Source organism: Marivirga sp. (assembly GCF_024636815.1).
Taxonomy (GTDB): Bacteria; Bacteroidota; Bacteroidia; order Cytophagales; family Cyclobacteriaceae; genus Marivirga.
On sequence record NZ_JAGXGF010000230.1, the window covers coordinates 24,628 to 49,925 of the forward strand.

The 25,298-nt window shown below is 33.6% G+C and carries 21 protein-coding genes; 20 read left to right on the plus strand and 1 reads right to left on the minus strand.

Annotated elements, in window-relative coordinates; translation table 11 throughout:
• Positions 1–9: 9 nt before the first annotated feature.
• From Q0L29_RS16515 to Q0L29_RS16575, 13 genes are all read left to right on the plus strand, one after another.
• Complete coding sequence (locus Q0L29_RS16515) at positions 10–3,078, plus strand: tetratricopeptide repeat protein (protein WP_296623445.1); 3,069 nt, start codon at positions 10–12, stop codon at positions 3,076–3,078.
• Between the two features lies 1 nt (position 3,079).
• Positions 3,080–4,768 carry a hypothetical protein gene (locus Q0L29_RS16520; protein ID WP_296623446.1) on the plus strand — a complete coding sequence of 563 codons (1,689 nt, stop codon included), beginning with the start codon at positions 3,080–3,082 and terminating at the stop codon, positions 4,766–4,768.
• Between the two features lie 155 nt (positions 4,769–4,923).
• The gene (locus tag Q0L29_RS16525; protein ID WP_296623447.1) at positions 4,924–5,679 is read left to right on the plus strand and encodes a hypothetical protein; all 756 of its coding nucleotides are present in this window, start codon (positions 4,924–4,926) and stop codon (positions 5,677–5,679) included.
• A gap of 10 nt (positions 5,680–5,689) precedes the next feature.
• Positions 5,690–6,367, plus strand: coding sequence for a MotA/TolQ/ExbB proton channel family protein (locus Q0L29_RS16530; RefSeq protein ID WP_296623449.1), 678 nt, complete (start codon positions 5,690–5,692; stop codon positions 6,365–6,367).
• A gap of 6 nt (positions 6,368–6,373) precedes the next feature.
• Positions 6,374–6,769 (plus strand): biopolymer transporter ExbD, encoded by a 396-nt coding sequence (locus Q0L29_RS16535; RefSeq protein ID WP_296623450.1) that lies wholly within the window; start codon positions 6,374–6,376, stop codon positions 6,767–6,769.
• Complete coding sequence (locus Q0L29_RS16540) at positions 6,762–7,610, plus strand: hypothetical protein (protein WP_296623451.1); 849 nt, start codon at positions 6,762–6,764, stop codon at positions 7,608–7,610. The genes Q0L29_RS16535 and Q0L29_RS16540 overlap by 8 nt, the downstream gene beginning before the upstream one ends.
• 18 nt (positions 7,611–7,628) lie before the next feature.
• Positions 7,629–8,930: a folylpolyglutamate synthase/dihydrofolate synthase family protein gene (locus Q0L29_RS16545; protein WP_296623452.1), complete on the plus strand. Its 1,302-nt coding sequence runs from the start codon at positions 7,629–7,631 to the stop codon at positions 8,928–8,930.
• A gap of 3 nt (positions 8,931–8,933) precedes the next feature.
• The gene (gene trmB, locus Q0L29_RS16550; protein WP_296623453.1) at positions 8,934–9,599 is read left to right on the plus strand and encodes a tRNA (guanosine(46)-N7)-methyltransferase TrmB; all 666 of its coding nucleotides are present in this window, start codon (positions 8,934–8,936) and stop codon (positions 9,597–9,599) included.
• Complete coding sequence (locus Q0L29_RS16555; protein ID WP_296623454.1) at positions 9,587–10,249, plus strand: phosphatase PAP2 family protein; 663 nt, start codon at positions 9,587–9,589, stop codon at positions 10,247–10,249. The genes trmB and Q0L29_RS16555 overlap by 13 nt, the downstream gene beginning before the upstream one ends.
• Positions 10,246–11,181 carry a succinylglutamate desuccinylase/aspartoacylase family protein gene (locus Q0L29_RS16560; RefSeq protein WP_296623455.1) on the plus strand — a complete coding sequence of 312 codons (936 nt, stop codon included), beginning with the start codon at positions 10,246–10,248 and terminating at the stop codon, positions 11,179–11,181. Before Q0L29_RS16555 ends, Q0L29_RS16560 begins: the two co-directional genes overlap by 4 nt.
• Position 11,182: 1 nt before the next feature.
• Positions 11,183–11,791, plus strand: coding sequence for a sugar transferase (locus tag Q0L29_RS16565; protein WP_296623456.1), 609 nt, complete (start codon positions 11,183–11,185; stop codon positions 11,789–11,791).
• A gap of 166 nt (positions 11,792–11,957) precedes the next feature.
• The gene (locus Q0L29_RS16570; protein WP_296623457.1) at positions 11,958–12,659 is read left to right on the plus strand and encodes a response regulator transcription factor; all 702 of its coding nucleotides are present in this window, start codon (positions 11,958–11,960) and stop codon (positions 12,657–12,659) included.
• A gap of 71 nt (positions 12,660–12,730) precedes the next feature.
• Positions 12,731–13,450 (plus strand): SDR family oxidoreductase, encoded by a 720-nt coding sequence (locus Q0L29_RS16575; protein WP_296623458.1) that lies wholly within the window; start codon positions 12,731–12,733, stop codon positions 13,448–13,450.
• 77 nt (positions 13,451–13,527) lie between these two features.
• Here Q0L29_RS16575 and Q0L29_RS16580 read toward each other — a convergent pair whose 3' ends face one another.
• Positions 13,528–14,382, minus strand: a complete 855-nt coding sequence (locus Q0L29_RS16580; RefSeq protein WP_296623459.1) for a M57 family metalloprotease — start codon at positions 14,380–14,382, stop codon at positions 13,528–13,530.
• Positions 14,383–14,506: 124 nt separating this feature from the next.
• Between Q0L29_RS16580 and Q0L29_RS16585 the strand changes: the two genes are divergently transcribed.
• From Q0L29_RS16585 to Q0L29_RS16615, 7 genes are all read left to right on the plus strand, one after another.
• Positions 14,507–17,422 carry a S8 family peptidase gene (locus Q0L29_RS16585; RefSeq protein ID WP_296623460.1) on the plus strand — a complete coding sequence of 972 codons (2,916 nt, stop codon included), beginning with the start codon at positions 14,507–14,509 and terminating at the stop codon, positions 17,420–17,422.
• Positions 17,423–17,542: 120 nt separating this feature from the next.
• Positions 17,543–18,160, plus strand: a complete 618-nt coding sequence (locus Q0L29_RS16590; RefSeq protein ID WP_296623461.1) for a DUF4159 domain-containing protein — start codon at positions 17,543–17,545, stop codon at positions 18,158–18,160.
• A gap of 417 nt (positions 18,161–18,577) precedes the next feature.
• Complete coding sequence (locus Q0L29_RS16595) at positions 18,578–19,546, plus strand: MoxR family ATPase (protein WP_296623462.1); 969 nt, start codon at positions 18,578–18,580, stop codon at positions 19,544–19,546.
• Positions 19,547–19,579: 33 nt separating this feature from the next.
• Positions 19,580–20,416, plus strand: coding sequence for a DUF58 domain-containing protein (locus Q0L29_RS16600; RefSeq protein WP_296623463.1), 837 nt, complete (start codon positions 19,580–19,582; stop codon positions 20,414–20,416).
• Entirely contained in the window at positions 20,413–21,426 is a 1,014-nt protein-coding gene (locus Q0L29_RS16605; protein ID WP_296623464.1) for a BatA domain-containing protein, read from the plus strand. The genes Q0L29_RS16600 and Q0L29_RS16605 overlap by 4 nt, the downstream gene beginning before the upstream one ends.
• Positions 21,419–23,596 (plus strand): hypothetical protein, encoded by a 2,178-nt coding sequence (locus Q0L29_RS16610; RefSeq protein ID WP_296623465.1) that lies wholly within the window; start codon positions 21,419–21,421, stop codon positions 23,594–23,596. Before Q0L29_RS16605 ends, Q0L29_RS16610 begins: the two co-directional genes overlap by 8 nt.
• Complete coding sequence (locus Q0L29_RS16615; protein WP_296623466.1) at positions 23,589–25,298, plus strand: hypothetical protein; 1,710 nt, start codon at positions 23,589–23,591, stop codon at positions 25,296–25,298. The genes Q0L29_RS16610 and Q0L29_RS16615 overlap by 8 nt, the downstream gene beginning before the upstream one ends.

A 25,298-nucleotide genomic window follows, 5' to 3' on the forward strand; every position in this document is an offset into this window, starting at 1 on the left:
ACCATCAGAATGAATAAAAATATTTTAATTTTGGGACTCGTTTTAATGTTTCCCTTTTCTTCATTTAGCCAATACGCTTTTGTTAATACGCAGGCCGATAAAATCTATCAGGATGGAATAGAATTTTTTGAGCAAAAGCAATATACAGCGGCACAAAATAAATTTGAAGATTATTTGACTCATCAGGATAAAAATAGGCTTAAAGAGAATAATGCTAAGTATTATAGTGCGCTTATTTCTATTTACCTGTATCAAGCGAACGGTGAAAAACGCATCAAATCATTTGTAGAATCTAATCCCACACATCCCAAGGCAATTGAAGCTTATTTTGAATTAGGTAATTTCTATTTTAGGGAAAAAAACTATGCTAAGGCTATTCAGTATTATGAAAAAACGAATGCTGAGAAATTAAGAGGAGAGGATAAAACTCATTATCAATTCAAAATTGCTTATGCCTATTTCAGTCGAAGGGCTTTTGATGAAGCCTTGCCTTTTTTTAATCGATTAAAAAGACGTGATAATCAATACCAATCTGCTGCAAATTATTATGCTGGTTATATAAATTTTGAGCAAAAGAACTTTGACGAAGCGCTCCTTGATTTAGAAAGAGCAGCTGAAAATGATGCTTACAAAATCTCAACGGCAAATATGATTGCCAATATTTATTATCAAAGAAATCAATTCCAAAAGTTAATTGATTATGCTGAGGATTTATTGCCTAGATTAAGCAGGTTAGAAGCGCTTAATATCAAATTAATAATTGGAGACGCCTATTTTGAACAAAATAAATTTGAGGAAGCAAACGAATATTTTGAAGAATTTAGAAATGAGAGTAAAAGCAAAATGGATAGGGAGTTGCTCTATCGTATGGGATATGTAGCCTATCAAATGAAGGATTATGAAGAGGCTATCAAGCTTTTTGAAGAAGTAGGCATTGCTAAGGATTCACTTTCACAATTTAATGCTTATTATCTAGGGGAATTATATGTAAAAAAAGAAAATTACCGGTTTGCCACAAATGCTTATGAGCAGGCAAAACTCTTGAATTTTAATGAAGGTATTGCCGAAGAAAGTCATTTTCAACTGGCTAAATTATATTTAAAACAAGGTAATACTGCTAGTGCAGTAAATGAGCTTTCATCTTTTATCCAAAAGTATCCTAATAGTAGTTATCTAACTCAAGCAAATGAATTACTGAGTGAGGCTTATTTAAATTCCAACGCTTACGATCAAGCTATTAAGTTCCTGGAATCTATTGATAATAAATCGTTGAAGTTAAAAGAAGCGTATCAAAAGGTTACGTTCTATCAAGGGGCAGAATATTTCAATCAAGCGAATTATTATCGTGCCATGCAGCTATTCCAGAAATCTGTAGAATATCCTCAGAATAGGGCATTGCTTGGCGAAACTTATTTTTGGATGGGAGAGTCTTTCTCCACTGGAAAAAAATATAAAGAAGCAATTTCTTCTTACGAAAAATCCCTTAGGAATAGTAATAACTCTGATAGCTGGTATGCAAATTTGAATTATGGTTTAGCCCATGCATATTATAATGATAAGCAATTCGAAAAATCTCTTCAATATTTTAAAGAATATTTAAAAAATGGAAAATCTGCTACTTATTATCAAGATGCCGTAATTCGATTGGCAGATTGCTATTATGTGACTAAAAATTACCAATTGGCAATTAATTATTATCAGAAAGCCATTGATGAGAGAAATTCCAATATTGATTATGCCTATTTCCAAAAAGGTGTAATTCATAGTATAAATGGTGAAAATAAGTTAGCTAATCAAAGTTTTGATGAGGTAATTCGAGACTATTCCAATTCCAATTATTATGATAATGCATTATTTCAAAAAGCTCAATTAGCTTTTGAATCAGGTCAATATGAAACTGCAATTGCTGGCTTTTCTAATTTATTGAAAAGCTTACCGCAGAGTCCTTTGCGACCATTTGCATATTCGAAAAGAGCTCTGGCATATTTTAATTTACAGCAGTATGAAAAGACAGAAGAAGATTATACTTTGATTTTGAAGAATTACTTAACGCATTCCACAGCTAATGGAGCTTTAGCTGGATTGCAGGAGTTATATTCTATCATGAATAAAGAAGGTGATTTGGATCAATACCTGATGGCCTATAAAAATGCCAATCCTAATGATGGTGAAGTGACCAAAATTGAATTTGATGCCGCACAGTCATTGTATTTCAATCAAAAATATGATAGAGCAATTTCATCATTCAAAGCGTATATTGAAAACTATCCAGAGCATTCCTTGACAGCAGAAGCTAGGTATTATTTAGCCGATTCTTATTACAGAAATAATCAATTTGATCAAGCTTTAGATTTGTTTTATCAGGTTGTGGAGGATAATAAAACGTCATTCAATAAACGTTCTATTCAAAAAATAGCTGAAATAGAATTAGAGAAAGAAGAGTTCGATAAAGCACGTTTGTATTTCACTAAGCTTTTGGATCAGGCTGAAAACAAGAAGGATAAATATAATGCATACACAGGGCTCTTAGAAATTGCTAAAGCAAAATCGGATTACAGCAAGATGATCTTGTATGCAGATTTAATACTGGAGGAAGCAGCTGTTAATGCTAATGCAATTAACGAGGCTTATCTTAACAAAGGAATGGCGAATTACTATCAAGGTAAATATGATGAAGCAAAAGTGAGTTTTCAAAATGCGGTTAATGCTGCTAAAGATGAATTTGCTGCAGAATCTCAATATATGATCGCTTTAATGCAATATAATTCTCAAAACTATCAAGAGTCTATTAATACTTTATTTGAATTGAATAAGAATTTTGGTTCCTATGCTCAATGGTTAGGTAAATCATTTTTATTGATTGCAGATAACTATTTAGCGATAGGTGAAATCTTCCAAGCCAAAGCTACTTTAAATTCTATAATTGAAAATGCGGATTCAAAAGTATTGAAAGATGAAGCTCAATTGAAGCTTGATATAATAGAACAAGAAGAAGGAGATGCTGAAGTTGAACAGGATAGTTCAGAGAATACTATTGAAATGGAAGAAGTAATTGAAAATGACTCTACAAAAAATTAATATGCTAAGATATATTTTATTCATTGTTTTTTGTTTCCCCCTTGTCGTAATGGGCCAGGATAATTGGAATCAGGAAGGAGATCTTGAGGATTCTCAGGTCATTATAGAGAAAAACCGTAAAATTGATCTGCCGAGAATTAACAGAGATTTTAAAAAAGTGCCTGAAATTAAAAATAATCAATCTGCTATAGATGTAGAATTCAATTCACGACAATTTGTTCCAAATCTCAATAGCTTAGCACCTCGAATTAGGGTTCTTACTATTCAAGACGAGAAACTAGAAAAACTTTATGCCAATCAAGTTAAAATAGGAGGAGGGAATTATGGAGCTTCTTATTTTGAAGGAAATTTTGCCAGTAAAAGAAGTAAGGATAGGAGTTATGGAGTCAATTTATTTCATCAAAGTTTTGCTAACGGACCTATAGACGGAAGAAATTCGGGTTCGGGTTATCAAAGAGTGAATCCTTATGGGAAAATGATTTTTAGCAAAGCCGTTGTAAATGCGGAGGCTTTTTATGAAAGACATAATAATTATCTGTATGGTTATGACACAGCATTGTATTCAGAAGTAGATAGGGATACTTTGCAGCGAACTTTTCATACTTTAGGGGCCAGAATATCATTAGAAGACCAAAATGAAAATAGCCAATATCATTATAATGCTGATATGGATATCTATCAGTTGTTTACCAATATCAACAATTCGGAATTTTCATTTGATTACAACATTGAAAATAGCTTTGAGATAAATAAAGAGTGGACAGCTTATTTTAATTCTGATGGTTACTTAAGCAGTTTGAAATTTGATGTGCTTGATTCTGCCCGAAATCGAAATCTTTTGAGATTTAAACCTGGCGTTAAGTTTTCAATGGAAAATCTTAAAATTGGATTAGGGTTTAATTTTGTCCATGAGAATGATACATTGGTAGGTATGAATAAACTTCATGTTTATCCCGACTTGAATATTACTTATACACCATTTGAAAAGTTAAGTGTTTTTGGAGGATTGAAAGGGGATGTACGAGCTAATAGATATAGAGATTTCCTTATGGAAAATCCTTATTTAGATAATACGGTAGAAGTTAATAATACTTTGATGCCATTTCAGATGTATGGAGGTATAGCGGGCTCAGTAAGTAATTATATAGGGTATGAGTTTGGTTTTAGTATTGCTTCTGTTCGCCATAATTTTGGTTATGAAGCAATCTATAAGGAAAGTCAAGGAGAAATTCGGTTTAGGACTAAATATTTTAATCAAAATAATACTGAAGCTAACGTATATGCTTCATTGTCAACTAATATCAATAAGCTGAGGATCAACCTTAGAGGTGATTATTTTTATTATGATGTGGGAGATACTCAGTTAATGCCTTTTCGTCCTAATTTCCGATTAAAATTTAATTCTGAGTATTGGGTGGTTAATAAATTAAAGATTGGGTTAAATGCGCATTTGCAGGGTAGCATGAATAATGCAAATACATTTGTTCAAGAAAATGCTAATTATTCATTTAATATAGGGGAGTCAATACCGCCTATATATGATTTAGGAATAAAATTAGGATATCAGTTAAGCGATAGGAGTTTGATTTTCTTACATGCTAATAACCTGATAGCCAATAAATACGAGTATTACTTGGGGTATCCTAACCGTGGTTTTCAAATTTTAGCGGGTTTCACATATTCATTTTAATGTTTTTAATATCAATATTTGCCATTATATTTGATTCTTAGAGTCAAAACTAATTAAGATTAGGTATTGATTTTATTGAAAAATAATAGTTTATTTATAAAGTATTATAATTTTTTAATACTTTTAAGCTAGAGTAAACCTTAAATTACCAGAATATGGCCAAAAAGGACAAAAAAGACGAAGAGTATAAAGATGAAAACTTACATAATAAGCCGGAACAGGATGATGAAGATTTCGGTCTACCTGATTTAGATGATGATTCAGATTCCTCAGACGATTTTGATTCTGATCAAGACACTGTTGATGAATCAGAAACTACTGAAACTTCATTTGATACATCAGAAACTACTGAAACCACATCTACTTCAGATGCTGAGGAGGATTTTGAGTATGATCCAGATCCATTTGGAGATGAGGAAGAGGAAGAACCAGTTCCTACTTATACTCCGCCTAAAAAGGAGTCTGCAGCACCAATTATTATTACATTATCGATTATTATTTTAATTGCTGTTGCATTAATTTACTACTTCTTTTTAAGGGAGCCTGAAAAAGAACCAGTTGTTCAAGCTCCTGTGAAGGATACAACTTCTTATGTTGTAGAAAAGCCAGTAGAGCCTGAACCTGAGGTAATTGAGCCGGAAGAACCGACTGAAGGTGTTGTCAATACACTAAACTCAAGAACAGGTCGTTCATATGTTGTTGTGGGTAGTTTCTTTGATGATGATTTAGCTCAAGACTATGCCGAAGATTTAATTAAAAACGGTACTAATGCTTATATTATTCCACCTTTTGGTAAGAGTAAATTCACTAGGGTAGCTATTGAAGAGACTGAAAACTTTGCTACTGCAAGCACAAGAGCTACAGAATTATCAGGGCAATTTAAAGAGCAACCTTGGCCATTGAAATATTGATATTTAAAATATGACACTATTACAAGTTACCACTGTTGCAGATTCTGCAATAGTAAACGCTTCAGACAGTAGCGTTAATTTGTTCGATTTACTTTTAAAAGGGGGATATGTTATGATTCCCCTTTTGTTATTATCAGCAGCCGCAATTGCTATTTTTGTGGAGCGGGTTTTAACAATTAAGAAATCTTCCAAAACTCCAACTGGTTTATTAACCCAAGTGAAATCATTGGTTTCTGAGGGGAAAATTGATCAGGCTAAAATGATGTGCTCTCAAAATGAAACACCTATTGCTAAAATGTTAGAAAAAGGTGTTTCAAGAATTGGAAGTCCATTAAAGAATATTGAGGTCTCAATTGAGAATGTTGGAAAAATTGAAATTTATAGATTGGAAAAGAATTTATCATTGCTAGCTACCATTTCCGGTGCAGCACCTATGATCGGGTTCTTAGGTACCGTTACAGGTATGATTCAAGCTTTTATAGCCATTGCACAGGAAGAAGGTTCTGTCAGCCCTAAATTACTATCAGAAGGGATTTATGAAGCTATGATTACTACTGCAGTTGGTTTATCTGTTGGTATTATTGCTTACTTAGGCTATAATTATTTGGTAACGCAAGTACAGAAGGTAATTCACAAAATGGAATATACCTCGGTTGAGTTTATTGATTTACTTCAAGAATCTAAATAAGGCGCTATGTCAATGAAACCCAGACATAAAGTTGATCCTGCTTTCAGCATGTCATCCATGACAGATATAATATTTCTGTTGTTGATTTTCTTTATGTTAACCTCTTCATTCATTACCCCATCAGGGTTGCCTGTTAATTTACCATCCAGCAAGTCGACTAATATAGTAATGCAAAAAGTGAGCGTTACCATAACAAAAGACATGTTGTATTTCGTTAACGATAAAAGAGTAGCTGTTTCAGATATAGAAACGGCTATCAAAAGAGAATTAAGAAATGCTGACGAAGGTGTTGTGGTTTTACACATTGATAAAAGTGTGGCAACCGAACATTTAGTTAGGGTTGCAGGTATAGCTTCGTCTTTAAAAGCAAAAGTATCGATTGCAGCACAGCCAAATGAGTGATTATGCACATAAGGAAAAGAAAAATCGGATAATTGGAATATCCGTTTCTGTTGGGCTTCATATTTTGTTGCTCCTGCTATTCCTATGGGTTACCGCCTGGAAAGAACCTTATCCACCTTTACCAGAGTATGGAATTGAGTTGAATATGGGCATCGATAATAGCGGCTCAGGTAATGAGCCTGTTTCTGGTCAGGAAGCTGAAGAAATAGAAGAGACCCCTACAGAAGAAGCTGAGGAATCAGTTGAAGAAGAAATAGAAGAAACTACAGAATCAGACGCAAATGATGTTGTAGAAGAAGTATCGGAACCTGCTGAAGAAGTAGTAGAAGAAGCTGTAAATGAAGAGGATGCACCTGTAAAAGTGGAAGATACCCCTACAGAAAAAGCCAAAGAAACACCAAAACAGGAAAAGAAGGAAGAGAAAAAAGAGGAGCCAAAAGCCAATCCTAATGCGTTATTTCCTGGAGACACTAAAACGCAAGGAGAAACCAATGATAAAAAAGGTGACCAAGGAAACCCTGAGGGCGAAGTTGATGCAGATGCCATGATGGGGCCACAAGGCGGAGGCAACGGCAGTAAATTAGATATGGCTGGCTGGAAATGGGATAGAGTTCCAGATCCTGATGACCCATCAAACCAAAGCGGGAAAATTGTGTTTGAGATAAGAGTAGATAATAATGGAGAGGTAATAAGTGTAAGGACACTGACCACTACAGTTTCAGCAGATGTAGCAAAAATATATCAAGATGAAGTGGCTAAATTAACTTTTAGTAAAACATCATCTGGTAAAATAGTCGCACAATACAAAGGAACCATCACATTTTTGATTCGCTCGAATTAATCTTAGAACTCATATAAAATGACATATCAGGAAGCGGAAGCTTTTTTATTTGAACAATTACCTATGTTTCAAAGGGTGGGTGGTCCGGCCTATAAAAAGGACCTCCAAAATACCATTGCTTTATTAAAGTCATTAGGCAATCCACATTTAAAGGGGAAATTCATTCATGTTGCCGGGACAAATGGAAAGGGGAGTACTGCTTCTTTTTTAGCATCTATATTAAAAGAATCTGGTTATAAAACCGGACTTTACACTTCTCCTCATCTCAAAAGTTTCACAGAGAGAATGAGAATAAATGGAGAAGCTATCTCACAAACTGAGGTGATAAAATATGTGGAGAAATTCAAGCCCATCATTGAAGAATTAAGACCATCTTTTTTTGAACTGACTACTGCTATGGTTTTTGATTATTTTGCTAAAGAAGAAGTAGATATTGCCGTGATAGAAGTAGGCATGGGAGGCAGACTCGATTGCACCAATGTCATCCAACCAGAGGTCTCTATTATCACACAAATCGGATTGGATCATCAGCAATTTTTAGGTAATACGCTGGAAGAAATCACTAAAGAGAAAGCTGGTATTATTAAAGAAAATACATCTATAATATCTTCTTTAGTAGAAAATGAACTTATGTTAATTATTAAAGATATAGCAAATACCAAAAATGCTCCGTTTTTTGATAGTAATGAGAAGTTTAAGATTTCTGTAAAAGAAGAATCCATTCCAAACTGGAAAATGACTGCTGAGAATCTAAATAGTTCTGAGATTTTAGATTTTGAATCAGGCCTTTCAGCCAGCTATCAAATTCAAAATTTAAAAAGCGTTTTTACTGCCTTACAAATTTTAAAAGAAAAAGGATACTCCATTACGAACAATCATATAAAAGATGGATTAAAAAAAGTGATTGATAATTCTGGAATTAAAGGAAGATGGCAGCGCATACCGAATGAAAAATCTCAAGCAAAAATCATTGCTGATACTGGGCATAATATTGCTGCTTTTGAACATATCGTGAAAATGTTGGAGAATGAATCTTTTGAGCAATTACATTTCGTCTTTGCCACTGTAAATGATAAAAAATTGGAAGGTGTTTTAGAATTACTCCCCAAGAACGCGCAATATTACTTTACCCAAGCCAATATTCCACGTGCCTTAGATGCTAATGAACTAAAAGATATAGCTGATCAATATGGATTAAAGGGTGATTCATTTCCAACTGTGGCCCAAGCTTTCAAAATGGCTCAAAAAAATGCTTCTGATAAGGACTTAATATTTATAGGAGGTTCTACCTTTGCAGTAGCTGAAATTCCCAGTTTGTAAAATATGAGTAGACAAAAGTTAAAGAGATTTGAGGATTTGCAAAATCGTCATAATGTGATTGAGTATGATGATAAAAGATTTCCAAGTATAAAGTCAAACTGGGGAAAGGATGTTTTTGGTAATTCAAATCCAATAAACTTAGAATTAGCTTGTGGTAGGGGAGAATACTCAATTGGTTTGGCAAAAGAATTTCCCAATGAAAACTTTGTGGGTATAGACATAAAGGGCGAACGTTTATGGCAGGGAAGTTCTAAAGCAATAGAGGAAGGACTAGAGAATGTGGCTTTTGCACGAAATTTCATCTTGGATTTAGAGCAAATGTTCGCTGAAGGAGAGGTAAATGATATTTGGATTATTCATCCTGACCCAAGACCAAGAGACCGCGATGAAAAAAGAAGGCTTACTTTTCATCGCTTTTTAGAAATTTATAAAAGAATTCAAGGAGGTACAGGTAGGGTTTATTTTAAAACTGATAATACTCAATTATTTGAATGGACCTTGAGTGAAGTTTTGCCTGCAAGAGATGATATTAAAGATTTGCATTTTACAGATGATTTGCATAATTCTGTATATTTAAAGGAGCATTATGGAATTTCTACCCGATATGAAAGAAAATTTTCAAAAGTCGGGGAAACCATTAAATATTTAAGATTTGAATGGAAAGCTTAAAAGATAAATTACAAAGCCCTGCATTTTTAATGTATGTGCTCTATTTTTTGACGGCCTTAATATTGGTACTGTTTTTAGATAAAGGCACCTTCTTGTTTTGGTTAAATCAAAGACACAATCCTTTTGGAGATGTATTTTTTAGCTATGTAACCTTTTTGGGAGAATGGCATATTTTCGTAATTGCCGGTATTATTTTATTACTGTACAGACTTTATTATGCTATTCTACTTACTTTAACAGGTATTATTCATTTTTTTATCGTACAATTTTTAAAAATAGTAGTTTTTGAGGCTTCACGGCCAGCATTAAAGTTTAAAGAGTCCTTAACTTCATTTAATTTGATTGAAGGAGTAGACCTTCATACCTATTACAGTATGCCAAGCGGACATACAGCTTCAGCTTTTGCTTTAGCCACTATTTTGATATTATTAACTAAAAATAAATTATTGCAGGTCATTTATATGCTTTTAGCTATTTTAGTAGCTGTTTCCAGGGTTTATTTATTTCAACATTTCATGGTTGATACATTGGTCGGTTCGATTGTTGGCATTTTAGTGTCTGGAACAATATGGTGGTATTTATCTTTTAAAAACCCATCCATTCTTTATAATACAAATCCTTTACATAAAGGTCTAATTTTCAACAGATGATTATTAACGGAATTGAAATAGCTCCTGGTGAAGAGAAAGTGGTAGATGTAAATATCGCCCGACTTCCTTCCCACACTACAATAGATGTATCCATTACTATTGCCAGATCCACCGAACCGGGACCAGTATTATTATTGATGGGTGGATTACACGGTGATGAAATTAATGGGTCAGAAATTGTCAGGAGGATGATTGAGAAAAATGACCATATTCCTAATATCGGAACAGTAATATGTATTCCTATCATCAATGTATACGGCTTTATTTATTTTTCTAGATATGTGCCAGATGGGAAAGATGTAAACAGATCATTCCCGGGTAATAAAAATGGTTCTTTGGCTTCTCGGATGGCGAATTTCCTAACTAAAGAAATTTTACCCCTAATTGATTATGGTATAGATTTTCATACGGGCGGGGCTGATAGAACAAATTATCCTCAAGTGAGGTGTATGATGAAGGATGCTAAAAACGTGGAACTAGCGGAAGCATTTCACGCACCTTTTACTTTAGATTCAAAATTTCGCCCAAATTCATTACGCCAAACAGCAAATAAATTCGGTAAAAACATATTAGTGTATGAAGGTGGTGAATCTTCCCGTTTTGATGAATTTGCTATTAGAGAAGGTATAAAAGGAGCCAGAAGATTGATGAAGCATTTAGGAATGCGAAATGAAGCTGAAAGAGCCGACTATGAAAATTTGGTCATCAAAAATTCTTCTTGGGTCAGAGCTAGAAGGTCTGGAGTTTTCCTTTCAGCTGTTAAAAGTGGGGAGAAAATTAAGAAAAATCAGTTATTGGGACATATTAATGATCCTTTTGGAGGATTTAAAAACAAAGTTACTTCTACCGTAAATGGTTATGTAATAGGACTCAATCACAATCCGATAGTTCATGAAGGAGATGCTTTAATGCATTTAGGAGTCATCAAATAGTATGTATAGAAAATTAATCAAGCCTTTTTTTGATAAACTTACTGCTTTGATTGCATTGATAATTGCTAGTCCCATATTTATCATTGTGGCACTTCTTTTAGCATTTTTTCAAAATGGAAAGGTCTTTTTCACTCAGAAGCGGCCTGGCTTGAAGGAAGAAATATTTTTGCTTATTAAATTCAAAACCATGCGGGATGACAAAGATGTAAATGGAGAGCTTTTTGCTGATGAAGAACGACTAACCTGGATTGGGAAAATTGTGAGGAAAACGAGTATGGATGAAATTCCTCAACTTTTGAATATAATCAAAGGGGACATGTCTTTTATTGGCCCACGCCCATTATTGGTTGAATATTTGCCGCTTTATAGCAAAGAGCAAAGTAAGAGGCATTTGGTAACCCCAGGCATTACAGGTTGGGCTCAGATAAATGGAAGAAATACTATAAGCTGGCAGAAGAAATTTGAATATGATGTTTGGTATGTCCAAAATCAATCATTTTTATTAGACTTGAAAATAGTTTTTATGACCATCTTCAAAGTTTTCAAGGCGGAAGGTATTAGCGGGGAAGGGATGGCTACAATGGAAAAGTTTAAGGGTAATAAAAATTAAAAATATTACCGTTTTACCTCAATATTAATTATTCACAAGATTTTCATATCCAATATTAAGCTTACTTTACCATCAAGTTATTTTCATTTTAATATCAATTTTCAATAGTAAAAATCATTTTAATTTGTGTTTTCTTAGAAGAGTAAATCAATGAGGTATCTAAGAAATGCAACAAAGCAGAACAGCTATAATAGCTGATGATGATAAAGAAACATTAAGAGATTTGGTTAAAATATTGGAATCTGAAAATTTCAATGTGGCTTTAGCATTAGATACTCAACATGCTATACAGCTAATTAATAGACATCACCCTCTATTAATCATTTCAGAAATTGGCAATCAAAATTATGATGGAATCAGCCTTTTTAAATATCTCAAAAATGAAGTTATTCTAAAGGATCTTGATCCTAAGATTATAGCTTTGACTTCTAATAAAGAGGAGCAAAATGAAATCTTAAGTTATGAGTCGGGTATAGATTTCTTTTTAAGAAAACCACTTCGCAAAAATGCCTTTAAAAAGCGTTTGTCAAAGTTTTTTGGGGAGGAAGAAAGTATTTTTCATCTAAAACCTTTAGATGAATATGAGATCAGAGATTTATATTTTGATATTAAAAAGCATTTGCTCTTTAAATTACCTTCAAAAGAATTGATGCAAATTCAATCAAAATCATTTGAAATATTGCTATTTCTCGCTCGATTTCCTAATCAAGTCTTTTCACGTGAGCAAATTATGCAAGCCATATGGGGGAACTCCTTTAAGGTGACTTTAAGGTCAGTTGACATCCATATCTTAAAAATCCGCCAGCTACTAGGAGAGGACTACATCAAAACTATTAAAGGTGTTGGTTACCTTTTTAAGGAAAAATAGTAGATTTTAAATACTCATTTTGTAACCAATCATAATTGAATCAGTTGTTTTAATGTAAACAAAAATTAATTATGCAAAAATTAGAAAATAAAACAGCACTTATAACTGGAGGAAGTAAAGGAATAGGATACGGAATAGCAGAAGCATTATTAGCGAAAGGCATTAATGTTGCCATCACAAGTAGAAGTCAAGAATCTGCTGATAAAGCAGCTGAGTCTCTTGCTAAAAATGCCAAAGGAGAAGTTTTAGGACTTCAGGCTGATGTTCGTTCATATGAAAACCAAGAAACTTGTGTGAATGCCGTTTTAGATAAATGGGGAAAATTAGACATTGTGATTGCAAACGCTGGATTAGGTCATTTTGCTCCAATTGACGAGATGGAAATTGATAAGTGGAATGAAGTGATTGACACTAATTTAACCGGAGTTTTCTATACTATTAAATCAAGTGTAGAAGCATTGAAGAAGAATGGTGGTTATTTCTTTACCATTTCCAGTTTGGCTGGGACTAATTTCTTTCCTTCAGGATCAGCTTACAATGCTAGTAAATTTGGATTAACTGGTTTCACACAAGCTGTAATGTTAGATTTAAGACAGCATGGGATTAATATTTCCACAATTATGCCCGGTTCTGTCGCTACTCACTTCAATGATCACGAGCCAAATGAAAATGATTATTGGAAAATTCAAAAAGAAGACCTTGGTAAAATGGTAGTTGATTTATTGGAAATGAATCCAAGAACATTGCCAAGTAAAATTGAAGTAAGACCAAGCAGACCACCTCAGAAATAGTATTTAAATATATTAGGCAAGAAAAGAAGGTCAGTATTAGCTGACCTTCTTTATTATTGTAAACCTTAATTTAAATATTAATAAAGGTATTCTAAAGCTACTCTATCATAATATCCGAATTCCCCATCTTCACTAGCGCTAAAACAAGCTAGCATTAAAGAGTTTGGATCTATATCTGTTGGAGTGCCAGGTATATGAATTGCTCCAACGCCAGCTGTTCCTTCACTTCCACCAGAACCGCATGAGTATGAGCGGTTAAACCAATCAGTATGGCGTAATCCAATAGAATGTCCCATCTCATGTCCAATCACATGTTCTACAACATTTGTGTCGTAATTGCTTGTACCTGATTGAATCTTGATAAATTTGTTAGGATCTCCTCCACTTGGGAAACCAGCGCTTCCACCGCCTGATCCACTTACTCTATAAACTACCATATCATAAGAATTGTAGTTTGTTCCATAAGTAAGAGTAAAGGTTAAGCCAGTATTTAGGGCATTGTAATTATCAACTGCCCAGCTTAATCCTGTTCTCATTTTTGAATCTAAACCATTGGAGTTATTACCAGTATAACCAATAACATTAATCGTACGGTTTTGGCTAACAAGGTTTGTTGTGCGGTACTGCTCAGCAAACTTTCCTGTATGGAAAAGTTCACTATTAGACATTTCATCTAATTGCTTTTCAGTAATTGAAATGTCACCTTCTACGATTAAATGGAATCCCTGATCACCTGTTAAAGGATTAGAGTATTCCTCACGATAAACATCGCTTGGATCAAAGCCTAGATCTTTTAGTTGGTCTTTGATCTCTTCAGACACTACACTGTTGTCAATTTGAGCTCCCATTTCATCATCTTGGCAAGAGCTCATCATTACTGTTACGGCCATGAATGTCATTACATACATGACACCTTTTCTTAAATTTGTCATAAACTTTATAAAATTTTAGTTAGGTTTGCAACATATATTTTTTATTTTGAAAAGAAAAAATATTACATTAAATATTTATTATGATATTGAAATATTAATAATTATTATTAGTAATATTAAGAATATGTTTACTAAAAGTAGCCAAAACCCATTGACTTTAAGTACTATCAGAAGATTGGCAGGAAGTCGGCCAAAATTGGTCATCTTATTATTGTTATATTTATATATAAGTATTGTAAATAAAGGCGTTTCTCAAACTTATAACAAAAACCCTAAATACCTGTATGCAGGTTCAAAAATTGAATCTTTAAATAGTTTAAAACAAGGTAAATTTTATCTTCTAAAGAACGATTCATCTTTTAATTTCTTAGGTGAAACAGAAAAAGCCTTAAAAATTGTTAAAAGACTTTTAGATAGTTCTTGTATTGTGTTTTTTGAGGCTTCTGATTTATATGATATTGAACTGAACTCTAAGTATCTTGCTCTTTATGAAATTGAAAATGGATGGAAGATTTCTAAAAATATAACCTTAAGTGATAATGATTATTTAAATGGGGATTATTGGGTAGAAGTTATTGATGATAAAGAGTGGGGTAGATTTGAAAATAGTGAGGCAAGAATAAGTACAATTTCCAGACATAGAGATTTTGTTAAAATTAAGGTTAAGGATGTCAAACTAAGTCTATTATTAGATAAAGCTTTTATAACTTACATTGAGAAAGTGTCAGAGCCTCCTAATAGTGAGGCTAGAGTTCTTGATCTTAATTTGCATCCAAATAAAATCAATACAATCCAGGCGTATTATCCGGAACTTAATGGGGCAAGTGAACTGGTAAGTATAAAAGAACAATTTTATAATATAAATGATATAGATTTATCTGGAAGATATATATTCTCTGATAGGGAAAGTGAATTTTCTGATTCCCATCCATTAGAGATGGCCACAATTATTGCAGGCAATGGCAATACTTTTTTGACTGGTCTTGGAGTAGCTCCTAATGTTTTACATACTTCAAGTTCCAATAATGAAGTTACACCTGATCCTAAAGAATATTTTACTTCCAATAGCATTCAGACACAAAATCATTCTTACGGAACTGAGATTGAATCTTTTTATGGTGTAGCGGCTTCCTTATATGATCAACAAATTTACGAAAACCCTCAAATTGTACATGTTTTTTCAATCGGAAATTCGGGATTGGAAGCTTCTAATCATGGTATCTATGAAGGCTTAACAGGTTTTTCAAATCTCACTGGAAATTTTAAACAAGCTAAGAATGTTTTGACAATTGGTGCGGTGGATACTAGCATGACTACTATTCAGCTCAATAGCAATGGCCCTGCTTTCGATGGAAGAATAAAACCGGAATTAGTGGCTTACAGTATGACTGGAACATCAAATTCTGCAGCGCTTATTAGTGGAGTTTCCGTTTTATTACAGCAATCCTATAGAAATATATATAACTCAAATATATCGGCATCTTTAGTAAAAGCTTTATTGATTAATAGTGCGGATGATATAGGTGAATTAGGTCCTGAACATAAAACAGGTTTTGGGAGCTTAAATGCCTACCAAGCCGTACAGTCTTTAGAAAAAGGTCAGTTTATTGAAGATCAAATAATTAATAATCAGAAAAGTTTTATAATTAAAATCCCTGATAATGCAGTGAATTTCAAAGCTACCTTAGTTTGGACTGATCCTCCAGCTGAACCTAATGATGAAATTGCTTTAGTTCATGATTTAAACCTACAAGCTCAAAACGAAAGCGGACAAACATACCTTCCTTGGATTTTATCTACAGAGCCAAATATTGATGCTCTGAACACTACTGCAACTAAAGGTATAGATCATTTGAATAATATTGAACAGCTTCATATTGATGTTGTTAATTCTGATTCTATTGAAATAATTATTAATACAGAAATTCCTTTAGATATTAAGCAGGCTTTTTCTATTGTATATGGATGGGAAATAGAAAATGATTTTAGCTGGACCAGTCCTACGTTTAAAGATAATATCCCTTATAATGGAGAAACAACCTCTCACCTAAGATGGGAAAGTAGTTATTCAAAAGAAAAAGCTGGTAAATTATATTTTAAGTTGATTGCTGAGCAAAACTGGGAGCTAATTGAGGAAGAAATCTTGTTGTCAGATGAGAATTTTAGATGGGATTCAGAGATTGTGAATGATTTTGCTCAGTTGAAAATGGAAATTGATAACCAAACCTATATTAGTGATACTTTTTCTATTTCTGAGCCTCTTCGCCTAAATGTTGGCTTTAATTGTAATGATTCACTATCGTTTTATTGGAAATCAATTCCGGATAGTGATTATTACTCACTATTTCATTTAATAGATAATGAAATGAAAGTCTTTGCCAATACTCAGGATACTAGTCTTACTATCAATAAATCAGAATTAAGTAGTTCTTTTTTAAAGGTTCAAGCTTTCAAAAAAGGTAAAGCTCTGATTCAGGGTGGAGCTATAGATTATAATTTACAAAGTTCTAATTGTTTTTTGGAGTCCTATTTTGTTGAATCCATTCAAGGAGAAGGGATTTACCATTATCTAAAATTATCCTCTCTAACAGGAGTGGAGAAAATTCATTTAGAAAAGAAGAATGAGCAAGAAAACTTTTGGGAAATACTGGCTGAATTTAACTCAAATTCTTTTGAGGTTGAATATCTGGAGAATGAACCAGATAATGGGTTTAATTCATCCAGAGCAGTTATCTACTTTATTAATGGGGAAAGTGTAATCAGTGAAATTCAGTCTGCGTATTATGTAAAATCTTCTAATTTCATAGTATACCCAAATCCACTTTTTAGAGAGGAAGATTTGAAGGTCTTTGCAAAGGAAACCGCTCCTGAGGCAATTATTACTTTTTACAATTTACAAGGTCAGGTATTATTTTCCACTTCCATTCCTAATGATAGGAACTTTCTGGATTTAGATTTTTTAAGCCCGGGAATCTATTTTTATAAAATTACAGATAAGGATCAACCGCTTGCAAGTGGAAAATTTTTGATGCAATATTAAAGCAAAAATTTTTCTCAACTCCATTTTGTTTTCAGATTCCAATAGATGTCTTTTCAGACCATTTATATAATTCCGGAAAATTTCATTGTACTCATTAGCATTTTGCCGTAAACTCGTGAAATGAATAAATTTTTCTTTACTCGCTTGCAATATGAATCAGGAGATTGGAATGTAGACCAAAGGATGCCAAGCAATCTTCTGAATTCAATTATTGAATATACCAATATTCCTGTGGATACTCAGGAAAGAGTGGTTGCTCTAAGTAGCGAAGAAATATTTGAATGTCCCTTTTGTTATTTAAGTGGACATAAATTAGTACAGTTTACACAAGCAGAAAAAGACAATTTCATTAAATATATAGATAATGGAGGTTTTATCTTTGTAGATGATTGCAATCATGATATAGACGGGCTTTTTGCCAAATCATTTGAAAGTCAGATGGCGGAAATATACGGAGAGGATGGATTAAAGAAAATCCCGGATGACCATCCTATCTATTTTAGTTTTTTTGAATTTCCAGACGGACCACCTACCACTTCACAGGAATTGAATGGTTGGGGAGATGATATTGTTCATGATTATTTGAAAGCCATTGAGAAAGATGGGAAAATAAGAGTTTTGTACAGCAATAAAGATTATGGCTGCGAATGGGATTACGATTTTCGAAACAAACGCTGGCTAGCAGAAGATAATACTAAGTTTGGAGTGAATATAGTGATGTATGCGATATTCGGGTGATGAAGTGTTGATGATATATTGTAGAAACATATTTAAATAAAGTAGATATAAATAGTTAGAAGTTAGAAGCTCGGAGTGGGAAGTAAGGATGTGGGGTGAAGGGAAATGTGATGTCGGAAGCTTAGGTCAGACCGGAAATAGCAAATAAGAAAGTAAAGTTGAATAAATAGTTGGTAGTCAGAAGTCTGTAATGATTCTTATAAGTCCTGTAAGGACGAACTTAAGGTAATTCTGTAAAGAGCAGAAACGCTAAGCCCTGTAAGGGCGGCCTTATTGTGGGAGATGAATAGTTGGATGACAGAGGCTGGGAGTCAGAAGTAATAATCTAGATACTAGCTACTTTCTACTCGATACTTAATAGAATAAGGTGATCTGAAGTCTTTAATCTTAAATCTTGATTCTTGAATCTTTAAAAAAATGGAAGATATACAAAATACAGTAACAAAGTTTAAAGAAGCCCGAAAGGAGCTATCTAAAGCTATCATTGGTCAGGAGAATGTAGTGAGTGAGGTTTTCATGGCTTTGCTAGCGGATGGGCATATATTGCTGGAAGGTGTTCCTGGTTTAGGGAAAACCCTTTTGGTTCGTTCTTTAGCTAAAGTTCTGCAATTGGATTTTCATAGAGTTCAGTTTACTCCTGACTTAATGCCTTCTGACATCATTGGAATGGAAGTATTAGAAGAAGATCGCAGTACAGGAAAACGGTTTTTTCAATTCAATAAAGGCCCGGTTTTCACCAATATTTTGTTAGCAGATGAAATCAACAGAACACCACCCAAAACGCAGTCTGCTTTATTGGAAGCTATGCAAGAGCGAGAAGTAACTTATGCAGGTAAAACCTATGTGTTGCCTGAGCCATTCTTTCTTTTAGCCACTCAAAATCCATTGGAGCAGTCAGGAACTTATCCTTTACCTGAAGCTCAACTAGACCGTTTTTTATTCTATACTGTAGTGCAATATCCTGCTGAGCAAGAAGAAGTTGATATACTTCAACTCACCACTGGAAATCAAAAGAATCAGCTTAATCCTACTTTAACAGCAGAAGAAATTTTAAAAGCCAGAAGCTGGGTAAGAGATATTCATATTGATAAGGATTTATTGGTGAATGTTAGTCAGCTGGTGCGCTCTACTCGTCCGCAAAACTCAGAAATAGATTTAGTAAAGCAATATGTCGATTGGGGTGCAGGTCCACGTGCGGGACAATCCATAGTATTGGCTTCTAAAGCCCATGCTTTCCTGGATGGCAGATTGGCCGTTATCCCAGAGGATATTAAAGCAGTAGCTTTGGCAGTGCTACGCCATCGTGTGGTATTGAATTTTGTAGCTAAAACCAAAAAATTTACGGTTGAAGACTTGATTCCAGAGTTATTAAAAACCATTAAATAGGGCTTATTGAAATCCATAAATCAAATATTTCAAATGCCTGACTTTGAGGCGCTCAAAGCACTTCAATTGTACATTAAACATCATATTGAAGGCGTGATGATTGGTATGCATCAAAGTCCGAAAACGGGATTTGGAATTGAATTTAAGGAATATAGAAATTATGTACCGGGAGATTCGCTCAAGCAACTGGACTGGAAATATTTTGCGCGGACCGATCATTATATGATTAAGGAAGCGGAAATGGAAAAGCAGCATGATTTCATTTTCGTTTTGGATAAAAGCTTGTCCATGAATTTTGAAATGGCTGGTGCTAGTAAATTTAATTGGTCAAGGACTTTAATCGCCTCTCTAGCTTACTTAACGAATAATCAGCAGGATAAATATTACATTTTTAATCAGGACAATCCTCCTTCGGATTTTGAAACTTTTCTTTATCGATTAATCCAACTCAAGCCTGAAGAAGAAACAAACCTCAATGATTTAAATCCAAGTCAGAAAATTAAAAATAAAAGTACGGTGTTCATTTTTACAGATGGATATTCTGATGAAGCTGAATTTCAAAATCTGCTTAAAAATTGGGCAGTAGCATCAGAAGAAGTAATGCTGATTCATTTGCTTTTTAATAATGAAGAACAGCTTGATTTCAAAGGACAATATTTCACTTTTAAAGATTTGGAAGGGCAGGGAAGTGTTCAAGTGAATACACAAGAAGGCTTACAGGAATATCAGAATAAAATCCAAAACTGGAAAAACGGAATTCAAACGACTTGTGCAAAAAATGGAATAGCTTACTGGCAATTGAATGGACAAGATTCTATCCAGAAATCCATTTTTGAGCTGTTGAGTCACTTTAACCAATCATGGGCATGAGTTCGTTTAATCCCATAGCACTCTGGGGTTTAACCGCTTTGGCGATTCCTATTCTCATTCATTTGTGGAGTAAGAATAAAACCAAAGAAATTGAATTTGGTAGTATCAGATTTTTAAGGGAAAGCAGCACTTTACAGTCCAGAAAAATCACGCTTTCAGATATTCCATTATTATTAGTTCGTTTGATGATTTTGATATTCGTAGTTGCACTTTTGGCAAAATGGGTCAATTATCAGGAAGTGGAAAAACAAAAAGCTGTACTGGTGGGAGATGGTTTTAAAGTGCCTGAAGCTTATGTAAATGATGAAATCTCCGTGTTTTCCACTTCGGAGTTTAGAAATACTTCTAATGATTGGTATTTATTGGAAAAGTTTTCCCAACAAAGACCTGAAATTGATTCACTAATTTATATCAATGATTTCCAGAATACTGATTTTGTAGGAGCTATTCCCAAATTGAATTTTCATTTGGAGCTAATTACTCCATCAGAAATCCAGAGTTCCCCAGAAAAATTAAGCCTGGATACTTTACTTATCCATTTTGATGAGCTTTCCCAATTTGTTAAAGAAAAGTATGATAAGGTATTGAGAGCAAACTATTTATATTCTGGCAAAAAGATAAATTTTAGTCTGTCAAATAAAAAGGATGCACAGTTGGTTTTTACTACTTCACAGCAGAAGCTACAAACCAATCAAATTGTACGGAGTGACACTCTATCAAGCGATTATCTTATCTACAAGAAGCATAATGATAACTTATTGTACTTAAATGAAAATTGGCTACAAAATCCTTTGAATGAAGATATGTTTGTATCCATAGTAACCGAATTCATAGCTCAAATAATAGAACCTAATTATCAATATTCTTCATTTAAGGCAATTTACACTAGAAAGTTAGAAGCTCATGAAGAAGTAAAGAAAGCCATAACTTTTAATGAGGAGTTTTTATTGCTGATTGTCTTATTCATCATGTTGGAGAGGTACTTAAGCTATAGAAAGAAGCATGCATAAGGACTTTCAAAAATATTGGCTGAAGATCAAAAGGCGATTTAATCTCTTGCTTGCTGCATCAATTGTGATTCCAGTTGTTGCTGGAATCTTATTGCTAATGACCATTTCCAATATTTCGCATTTGGCTGTTCCTTTTGCATTTTGGGTAGTTTACATCACCTCAATTGTTTCCTTGTTACTGCTTTGGAATTCAAGATTCCTGTGGAGCAATCAAAAGCTTATTCATTTTTTACATCAAAAATATCCTGAATTAGAATATAGTTTGTCTGTTTTTTTCAAGTCAGACTTAAATTCTATGGAAAAACTGCAGCAAAAAAAGATAATTCAACAATTGCCACCTATTCAAAGAATTACTTTTCCATTTTCTTTAAGGAATGGATTTATCTTACTGGTTCTTAGTGGTTTGTTCTATTCTTCTTCATTTGTTTATCAAATGGATTTACCCACACAAAATCAGATTATACCATTTCAAAAAGAGGCGGAGGTTTTGATTGATAGTACTACTAAGAAACCAATTCTAAACTTTGATTATCAACTTTGGGTTTATCCTCCGAACTATACACGCCTCCAAAATTTCCAATGGCAGAAAAACAGAAAGATCGCAGAGGGAAGTAGGTTGGTTTTTACAAATCAGGGAAACATAGATATTGATTTATTATGGCAGAATCAGTATGAATTCAATTTAAGGGAAAAGCAATCAAAATCATTTATCTTAAATCAGTCTTCTATTTTTCAGATTGAATATGAGCAAAATGATAGCCTCATTTCATTAAATCCCGAAATTTTGGAAATGAAAAGAGATGAAACTCCAATGCTTTCTACCAATTTGAAGGAAAACCGATATGAAATCAATTGGGAGGATTTGAATAGGAATTTCAAGCTGGATTTAACAATTGAAGACGATTATGGAGTTGTATCAACTGACATTATCATGACTCTAAGTAGAGGGGATGGTGAGTCGGTTAGGTTCCGAGAGATGAAGCAGGCCATTTCAGGCATTTCTAATAAGCTTAAGAGGCAGAAAAAGAACATCAACTTACCATTGGATACTTTTTTATTAGAACCCGGTGATGAGCTTTATTTTTACTTTTCTGCCAAAGACAATAAAAAGCCAAAAGGTAATACCGGCAGAACAGATGTTTATTTTCTTTCCATAGCGGATACGGTGGAATCAGAACCGGTAGCTTATGAAGGCTTTGCATTAACCAATGAAGCAGAATATTTTAAAAGCCAGCGACAAATCATTATCGATACAGAGAAATTGCTAAAAGATCAAAGTAAAATCAGCCAAACTGATATTGAGCAAAGAAGTAATTCTATAGGAGCTGATCAAAAATTGCTTAGACTACGATATGGTGTGTTCTTAGGTGAAGAATATGAAACCACAGGCGGATTAGGAGAAGTGGATCACTCAGGACATGACCATGGAGTAATTAAAGGAGAAGGGAATGAGCAGGAAGATCATGATCATGATTCGCATGAAGAACAGGGGACGGAAAGTAAATTTTCCAACCCAATCTACAACGAAACGCCTGAACTTGAAGCTTATGTGCATGCACATGATGAATCAGAATTATCTACATTCCTGGATGCTAATGTGAAAGCCAAATTAAAAGAAGCTTTGACGAATATGTGGGAAGCGGAACTCTATCTAAGAACTTATAAGCCAAAAGAAGCTCTTCCTTTTGAGTACAAGGCACTTAAATTGATAAAGGAAGTAAAGAGGGCTTCTAGGATTTATGTGGAAAGAATGGGTTTTGAACCACCACCAATTGATGAAGAGAAAAAGCGAATGACAGGTGATTTGGATAAAATTGATGCACAAGCGACTGAAGACGATCTTGAGGAGAAGTCATTTGAGGTAAAACTGGCTGAAAGTTATTCTCAGCTTAAATCGGCTTATCAAATGGAGCATATGAAAAGAGCAGGGATTATTCTTGATAGTTTTACGGATGATTTAGTCTCAAAAATAACTTCAGAACCAGTACGCTATGGAAGTCTGTTAGCTGCAATTAAGCAATTTCATAATAGGCAATCAAAAGATGAATTAAGGAATGTGCTAATCATCATGGAAGATATGCTAGAAATAGCTGAATTAGAAAATACACATGAAGGGAAAAGCATTCATAGCGCTTTACATAACACTTATTACGATTTACTGAATGACTGATTTGATGGGAAATATCGGTTGGGAAAATACTATTGAAGTATGGCATTTGGCGGTGCTTTTCATTGTTTTTATTTTGGGTTTCTTATGGGAAATAAAAAAACAAAAACCTCGAAAAGTATGGAGGGTTATTGCTTTACTGTTGACCTTTATTTCATTATATATCATTTATTTATCGCCTTACACTTTAATTAAAAAACCACAGTATTCAGTATTACTCATTAGTCAGAATATATCTGAAAATAGAATTGATTCTTTAAGTAATGAATATAATTTACCCCTCCTCCATCAGCAATCAAATTCAAAGTTTAAGGAAGTGGGTAAAGATCCGATAACAACTATATCGCAACTCCATTATCAAATTGATACGGCATTTGTTTACGGTTATTTCCCACAATTAAATCCAGTAAATTATCAGTTTCGAAGTGATATTGAAATCCAAAAAGGGATTCAAATTGACTATCCTAAATCGATTGCATTGGGAGATAGTTTAAGTATTCGTATACAGAATCGCGAGAAGAGAGAAGTTAATATCTCAGCAATTATCGGTAATGATAGTATTTCAAAATCTATTTCAGGAAATGGTCAAAGTCATATTTCAATTCTACCAAAGTCATCAGGCTATATTTTATCAGAAATTAGTACGGAAAATGAGAATTATCACTTTGCAGTTAAGGTGGAAGAATCTGAACAATATGTCATTCAAATCCTTTCTGCTGTTCCTGATTTCGAATGGAAATTCTTAGGTGATTTTCTTAAATCTAAAGAGCATTCAGTTTATCAGAAAACCCAAATCTCCAAAGGCAAATTCAAATCTTCATTTTTCAATTGGCATGATTCATTGCAATTCGATAGGGGAGTTGCAAAGAAATTGAAATTACTTTTTGCCGATACAAAAGCATGGGAAGATCTAGCACCGAATATTAGAAATCGATTTTTGAAAACCCTAAAGCAAAATAGAGGGAGTTTAATTTTTAGAACTAACCCAAACAGCCAAATTCAGCTTGATTTAGACAAGTCTAAACCTACTAATATTTTTAGTACAAGTGATAATTTACTTGAATTAAATAATTATAACTATTTACAATTCAATAATCTATATCAATTAGATGAAGTGGCTAAAAATGCTGTTTTTAGAAAAGTTACTCCCGAAGTGATCTATGGTATAATTAATTTTCAAAATAGTTTCCAACTCAAATTATCAGGAAAAGATAAGGAATATGAACGGATTTGGTCTCCAGTTTTTAATCAATTACTAAGGAAACCTTCGGAGTTTTTTAATGATAAAACGAAATGGGCAGTGCAGTATCAGCCTTTCTTTTTCAGACTTTGGTCTGGTGAAGAGCTAGATGAAATCTCCATTTTTAATCTTCAAAATGATACCATCAAATTGAAATTTTTGCCTGATAAAATTTTTCCCGAAAGACAACATTTTATGTTTTATCCAAAGACAGTGGGGTGGCATTTTGTAAATTTGAAAAGTCAGAAAGAACCGATTCCATTTTATGTTCATTCGGAAGCTCAAGGAATTCAATCAGAATTCTTAAGTAATTACAATTATGATTACCTAAATTATCTTAATTTTGAAGTTTCAAATATTCAGGCGGAAGAAGATAAGTATAATCAAGAATTTGTAACATTATGGTTCTTTTTGTTGTTTCTGCTGAGTATAGGATATTTATGGATTGAAGATAAAATTACCTGA

Coding starts and splice junctions, on each gene's coding strand:
- Q0L29_RS16575 (WP_296623458.1), top strand. CDS start 12,731: ATGCAAAAATTAGAAAATAAAACAGCACTTATAACTGGAGGAAGTAAA.
- Q0L29_RS16595 (WP_296623462.1), top strand. CDS start 18,578: ATGGAAGATATACAAAATACAGTAACAAAGTTTAAAGAAGCCCGAAAG.
- Q0L29_RS16535 (WP_296623450.1), top strand. CDS start 6,374: ATGTCAATGAAACCCAGACATAAAGTTGATCCTGCTTTCAGCATGTCA.
- Q0L29_RS16560 (WP_296623455.1), top strand. CDS start 10,246: ATGATTATTAACGGAATTGAAATAGCTCCTGGTGAAGAGAAAGTGGTA.
- Q0L29_RS16555 (WP_296623454.1), top strand. CDS start 9,587: ATGGAAAGCTTAAAAGATAAATTACAAAGCCCTGCATTTTTAATGTAT.
- Q0L29_RS16520 (WP_296623446.1), top strand. CDS start 3,080: ATGCTAAGATATATTTTATTCATTGTTTTTTGTTTCCCCCTTGTCGTA.
- Q0L29_RS16605 (WP_296623464.1), top strand. CDS start 20,413: ATGAGTTCGTTTAATCCCATAGCACTCTGGGGTTTAACCGCTTTGGCG.
- Q0L29_RS16565 (WP_296623456.1), top strand. CDS start 11,183: ATGTATAGAAAATTAATCAAGCCTTTTTTTGATAAACTTACTGCTTTG.
- Q0L29_RS16590 (WP_296623461.1), top strand. CDS start 17,543: ATGAATAAATTTTTCTTTACTCGCTTGCAATATGAATCAGGAGATTGG.
- Q0L29_RS16540 (WP_296623451.1), top strand. CDS start 6,762: ATGAGTGATTATGCACATAAGGAAAAGAAAAATCGGATAATTGGAATA.
- Q0L29_RS16585 (WP_296623460.1), top strand. CDS start 14,507: ATGTTTACTAAAAGTAGCCAAAACCCATTGACTTTAAGTACTATCAGA.
- Q0L29_RS16610 (WP_296623465.1), top strand. CDS start 21,419: ATGCATAAGGACTTTCAAAAATATTGGCTGAAGATCAAAAGGCGATTT.
- Q0L29_RS16580 (WP_296623459.1), bottom strand. CDS start 14,382: ATGACAAATTTAAGAAAAGGTGTCATGTATGTAATGACATTCATGGCC.
- Q0L29_RS16570 (WP_296623457.1), top strand. CDS start 11,958: ATGCAACAAAGCAGAACAGCTATAATAGCTGATGATGATAAAGAAACA.
- Q0L29_RS16530 (WP_296623449.1), top strand. CDS start 5,690: ATGACACTATTACAAGTTACCACTGTTGCAGATTCTGCAATAGTAAAC.
- Q0L29_RS16515 (WP_296623445.1), top strand. CDS start 10: ATGAATAAAAATATTTTAATTTTGGGACTCGTTTTAATGTTTCCCTTT.
- Q0L29_RS16525 (WP_296623447.1), top strand. CDS start 4,924: ATGGCCAAAAAGGACAAAAAAGACGAAGAGTATAAAGATGAAAACTTA.
- Q0L29_RS16545 (WP_296623452.1), top strand. CDS start 7,629: ATGACATATCAGGAAGCGGAAGCTTTTTTATTTGAACAATTACCTATG.
- Q0L29_RS16600 (WP_296623463.1), top strand. CDS start 19,580: ATGCCTGACTTTGAGGCGCTCAAAGCACTTCAATTGTACATTAAACAT.
- trmB (WP_296623453.1), top strand. CDS start 8,934: ATGAGTAGACAAAAGTTAAAGAGATTTGAGGATTTGCAAAATCGTCAT.
- Q0L29_RS16615 (WP_296623466.1), top strand. CDS start 23,589: ATGACTGATTTGATGGGAAATATCGGTTGGGAAAATACTATTGAAGTA.